Origin of the sequence: Stutzerimonas stutzeri, from assembly GCF_024448935.1 — a bacterium.
Taxonomy (GTDB): domain Bacteria; phylum Pseudomonadota; class Gammaproteobacteria; order Pseudomonadales; family Pseudomonadaceae; genus Stutzerimonas; species Stutzerimonas stutzeri_AO.
In genome coordinates this window covers 1-4,331 of sequence record NZ_JAMOIE010000160.1, presented here as the reverse complement: position 1 = coordinate 4,331, position 4,331 = coordinate 1, and the positions used below count along the sequence as shown (strand labels likewise).

Genomic DNA, 4,331 nt, shown 5'->3' with positions numbered 1-4,331 from the left:
CCTCCAGCCTCCAGCCTGTCCTGTTATCATCGCCGGCAGTTCATCTGTCTGGAATTGTTCATGTCTCGCGAAATTCGCATTGCCACCCGCAAGAGTGCCCTGGCCCTGTGGCAGGCCGAATACGTCAAGACGCGCCTGGAAGCCGCTCATCCACATGTGACGGTGAGTCTGGTGCCGATGGTCAGTCGGGGCGACAAGCTGCTCGATGCGCCGCTGGCAAAGATCGGCGGCAAGGGCCTCTTCGTCAAAGAGCTGGAAACGGCCCTGATGGAGAACGAAGCGGACATTGCCGTGCACTCCATGAAGGATGTGCCCATGGAATTCCCCGAGGGGCTCGGCCTGTATTGCATCTGTGAGCGGGAAGACCCGCGCGATGCGTTCGTCTCCAATCACTATGAGAATTTCGATGCGCTGCCTGCCGGCGCGGTCGTAGGCACCTCCAGTCTGCGGCGCCAGGCGCAGCTGCTGGCGCGTCGCCCGGACCTGAAAATCCAGTTCCTGCGTGGCAACGTCAATACCCGTCTGGCCAAGCTCGACGCAGGCGAGTACGACGCAATCATCCTGGCGGCGGCCGGCCTGATCCGTCTTGGTTTCGGAGACCGCATCCGCGCCAGCATCCGTGTCGAGGACAGCCTGCCCGCGGGCGGGCAGGGCGCGGTCGGGATCGAGTGCCGGACCGGCGATACCGAGCTGCATCAGCTTCTTCAATGCATGAACGATCCCCATACCGCCATTCGCGTGAGCGCCGAGCGGGCCCTGAACCGTCATCTCAATGGGGGCTGTCAGGTGCCGATCGCCTGTTATGCCGTACTCGAAGGCGATCAGCTGTGGTTGCGCGGGCTCGTCGGCCAGCCCGATGGTGCCTTGCTCCTGCGCGCAGAAGGACGTGCGCCCAATGCCGAAGCCGAAGCGCTCGGTGTGCGCATCGCAGAACAATTGTTGCAGCAAGGCGCTGGCAGGATCCTCCAGGATATCTATGGTGAGGTCGGCAAGGCGTGAGCGGCTGGCGTCTCCTGCTGACGCGGCCCGCAGCAGAATGCGCCGCCCTGGCGGCCATCTTGGCGGGTCAGGGCATCCACAGTGCCAGCCTGCCGCTGCTCGCGATCGAGCCACTCGACGAAACGTCCGAACAGCGCGAGGTCATGCTGGAGCTGGATCGTTATGCTGCTGTGGTGGTGGTGAGCAAACCGGCGGCCCGGTTGGGCCTGGAGCGGCTCAGTCGTCACTGGCAAGTGCCTCCGGCTGGGCCGGTTTGGTTCAGCGTGGGCGCGGCGACCGGCGCCATCCTGGAAGCATACGGCCTGGATGTGTCCTGGCCCGCCAGTGGCGACGATAGCGAAGCGCTGCTGGCGCTACCGCGACTGGCCGAGGCGCTCGACGTGGCGGCTCCGAAAGCGCTCATCCTGCGCGGGGAGGGCGGCCGCGAACACATCGCCGATACGTTGCGCGCTCGTGGTGTGCAGGTCGACAGCCTCGAACTGTACCGACGCGACCTGCCTGAGTACCCGCCGGGAAAACTGCTCCAGGTCCTGCGTTCGGAACGGCTGAATGCCATGGTGGTCAGCAGTGGGCAGGGTTTGCAGTCGTTACGCGAGTTGGCAGGATTCGATTGGCCCACGCTGCGTGAACTACCCTTGTTCGTACCCAGCCCTCGTGTGGCAGAGATGGCGGAGACGTTGGGCGCCAAAAGAATCGTGGACTGCCGTGGTGCTGGAACCGCGGCTTTGCTGGCGGCGCTACGGGACAATCCCGGGCCCGCTTCCTGATGCAAAGGATGAAACGTGAGCGAAGTAGACTCCGACAAGGCACCTCAGCAACCGAAGGGCAACGACTCTGTCGCCGCTCAAAATCCTCTGAAGAAGGAGCCGCAGAAGGATTCGAAAGAGGCGCCCAAGGCGCCACCACCGAAAACGCCGGCCGGTTCCACAGCCGATGCGCGTGGCGGCGGCAAAGGATTGGCCGGTCTGGCCCTGCTGGTCGGCTTGGCGGGTCTGGCAGCAGGGGGTTACGGCGTCTGGCAGACTCAGCAGCTGGCCGATCAGCAACAGCAGCAGCAACAGTCGGCACAGGCTACGAGCGCACAAGCCCGCCAGCTGGGTGAGCGCAACGAGCAACTGGCCAGCCGCCTCGGCAAGCTCGAGCAACTGCCCTCGGCCGAGCAGCTTGAGGATCGTCGCCGTTTGCTTTCAGAGCTGCAAAGCGATCAGCAACGTCTGGCGGGGCGGGTCGAGCAGGTTCTTGGGGCCAGTCGTGAGCAGTGGCGGCTCGCCGAAGCCGAGCATCTGTTGCGCATGGCGATGTTGCGTCTGTCGGCCATGCAAGACGTGAACAGCGCCGAATCGCTGCTCGTCGAGGCGGATCTGATCTTGCGTAAGCAGGATGATCCGGGGGCGTACGCCGCTCGACAGCAACTGCTCGAAGGGCTTGAAGCGTTGCGCAGTCTGCCGGAACTGGACCGGACCGGGTTGTTTCTCCAGCTCGGGGCGTTGCGCGGTCAGGCCAACCAGCTCAACGGCCTGGCTCCTGAATTCGAGGAGGGTCAAGGAACCGCAGGCGGCCAGGCTGATAGCGGCTGGCAGCGTTGGCTAAATGAGCTGACACGTTACGTCCGTATCGATTTCGACGCTGGCAATAGCGTCAAGCCGCTGCTTGCCGGTCAGAGCCTGGCGCAGGTGCGGTTGGGGTTGTCACTGGCCATCGAGCAGGCGCAATGGGCCGTGCTCAATGGCAACGAAAAGGTCTACCAGCAATCGTTGGATCAGGCGGGGCAACTGATCAAGGATCACTTCAGCGAGGAAAACGGTCAGAGCCGAGGGCTGCGCGATCGCATCGAAGAGCTGAAGCAGCGCCAGGTATCGGTCAGCCTGCCCGACCTCTCACCGGCGCTCCGCGCATTGCAGGCCTATGTGCAGAAACGTGAATCGTCGGAAAGTGCCGGGTCGCCTGCTGACAGCGGACCAGCACAGCCCACGGACAATGCGACCCCCGAAACTGGCCAGCCGACGACCGATGAGCCAGCGTCCGATGAGCCGCCAGCGGAAGAGGGGCAGCGCGCATGAAGCGATTTGCCTTTGTCCTGATCCTGCTTATCGCGATTGTCGGATTCCTCGGCTGGGCCATCGCGCAGGACCCGGGCTATGTCCTGATCAGCTATGACCGCTTCCGCTACGAGTCGAGCTTCTGGATCTTTCTTGGTCTGATCGCGTGTCTCTGGTTGTTGGCAATGGTGGTGCACTGGGTGCTCGGTCTGTTGCACACGTCCGGCGCACTGGCCAATCCGTGGTCGCGTCGTCACCGCGAGCGTCGTGTCAGCAAGGCATCACGCAGCGGTTTACGCGAGTTGGCCGAGGGGCAATGGACTCAGGCCTTGGGTCATTTGCGCTCCGCTGCCGAGCACGACCGCCAGCCATTGGTGCATTACCTTGGCGCCGCACGTGCCGCCAGTGAACTGGGCGAGCACGAGCAGAGCGACGAGCTGCTCCGCAAGGCCAGGGAGCGTGAGCCCGAGTCAGGCCTTGCCGTTGGCCTGACCCAAGCTCAGCTGCAAATTGCGAGGGGCCAATATGGCGAGGCGCGGGAAACACTCAACGCGCTGCACAGCGACCATCCCCGTCATCCCTATGTGTTGACCTTGTTGCAGCAGTTGTACGTTCAGCTGGAAGACTGGTCGGCTTTGTGCCGTCTGCTACCCGAGCTGCGCAAGCACCGCGTGTTGCCACCGGCTCGCCTGAGTGAGCTTGAATTGCTGGCCTGGACAGCGGAGATTGAGCAAAGCGGTCAAACCCCGACAGCCCGTAATGAGGACGCGTTGCAGGCCCTCAATCAGAAGTGGCAAACCGTTCCGTCGGGGTTGCGCAGTGAGTCGCTGCTGGTGCGTGCCTACGCTGACGGTCTGTCCCGCCTGGGGGCGGATGCGAAGGCCGAAGAGGTGCTCTATGCAGCGCTCAAGCGCCGGTTCGATGATCGCCTGGTCGAGCGCTACGGCCGCGTCCGCGGTCAGGACCCTGCGCGTCAGCTGGCGAATGCTGAAGGCTGGCTCAAGGCTAATCCGGAGAATGCCGAGCTGCTGCTTGCGCTTGGCCGGCTGAGCATGCGCAACGCGCTTTGGGGCAAGGCACGCGACTATCTCGAGGCCAGCCTGCGCTTCGAACACCGTCCGGAAACCTGCGCCGAGCTGGCCCGGTTGCTGGCCCAGCTAGGGGACAACGAGCGCAGCAACCGGCTGTTCCAGGAAGCCATAAGCCACGAGCTTCAAGTTTCGAGCTTCAAGCTCCAAGAACAAGCAGTCAAGGCTTGACAGCCTTTCGGCGCCCGTCGCCACACTGAGCCGC

General features: G+C 63.7%; 4 protein-coding genes. All 4 read left to right on the top strand.

Annotated elements, in window-relative coordinates; genetic code table 11:
- Positions 1-60: 60 nt before the first annotated feature.
- From hemC to NA637_RS24020, 4 genes are read left to right on the top strand one after another with little or no spacing between them, the layout of a single operon-like run.
- Positions 61-999: a hydroxymethylbilane synthase gene (gene hemC / locus NA637_RS24035; RefSeq protein WP_256075018.1), complete on the top strand. Its 939-nt coding sequence runs from the start codon at positions 61-63 to the stop codon at positions 997-999.
- Entirely contained in the window at positions 996-1,766 is a 771-nt protein-coding gene (locus tag NA637_RS24030) for a uroporphyrinogen-III synthase (protein ID WP_256075014.1), read from the top strand. The genes hemC and NA637_RS24030 overlap by 4 nt, the downstream gene beginning before the upstream one ends.
- 15 nt (positions 1,767-1,781) lie before the next feature.
- Entirely contained in the window at positions 1,782-3,059 is a 1,278-nt protein-coding gene (locus NA637_RS24025; protein WP_256075013.1) for a uroporphyrinogen-III C-methyltransferase, read from the top strand.
- Complete coding sequence (locus NA637_RS24020; RefSeq protein WP_256075012.1) at positions 3,056-4,297, top strand: heme biosynthesis HemY N-terminal domain-containing protein; 1,242 nt, start codon at positions 3,056-3,058, stop codon at positions 4,295-4,297. The genes NA637_RS24025 and NA637_RS24020 overlap by 4 nt, the downstream gene beginning before the upstream one ends.
- Positions 4,298-4,331: the final 34 nt, after the last annotated feature.

Coding starts and splice junctions, on each gene's coding strand:
- NA637_RS24020 (WP_256075012.1), top strand. CDS start 3,056: ATGAAGCGATTTGCCTTTGTCCTGATCCTGCTTATCGCGATTGTCGGA.
- hemC (WP_256075018.1), top strand. CDS start 61: ATGTCTCGCGAAATTCGCATTGCCACCCGCAAGAGTGCCCTGGCCCTG.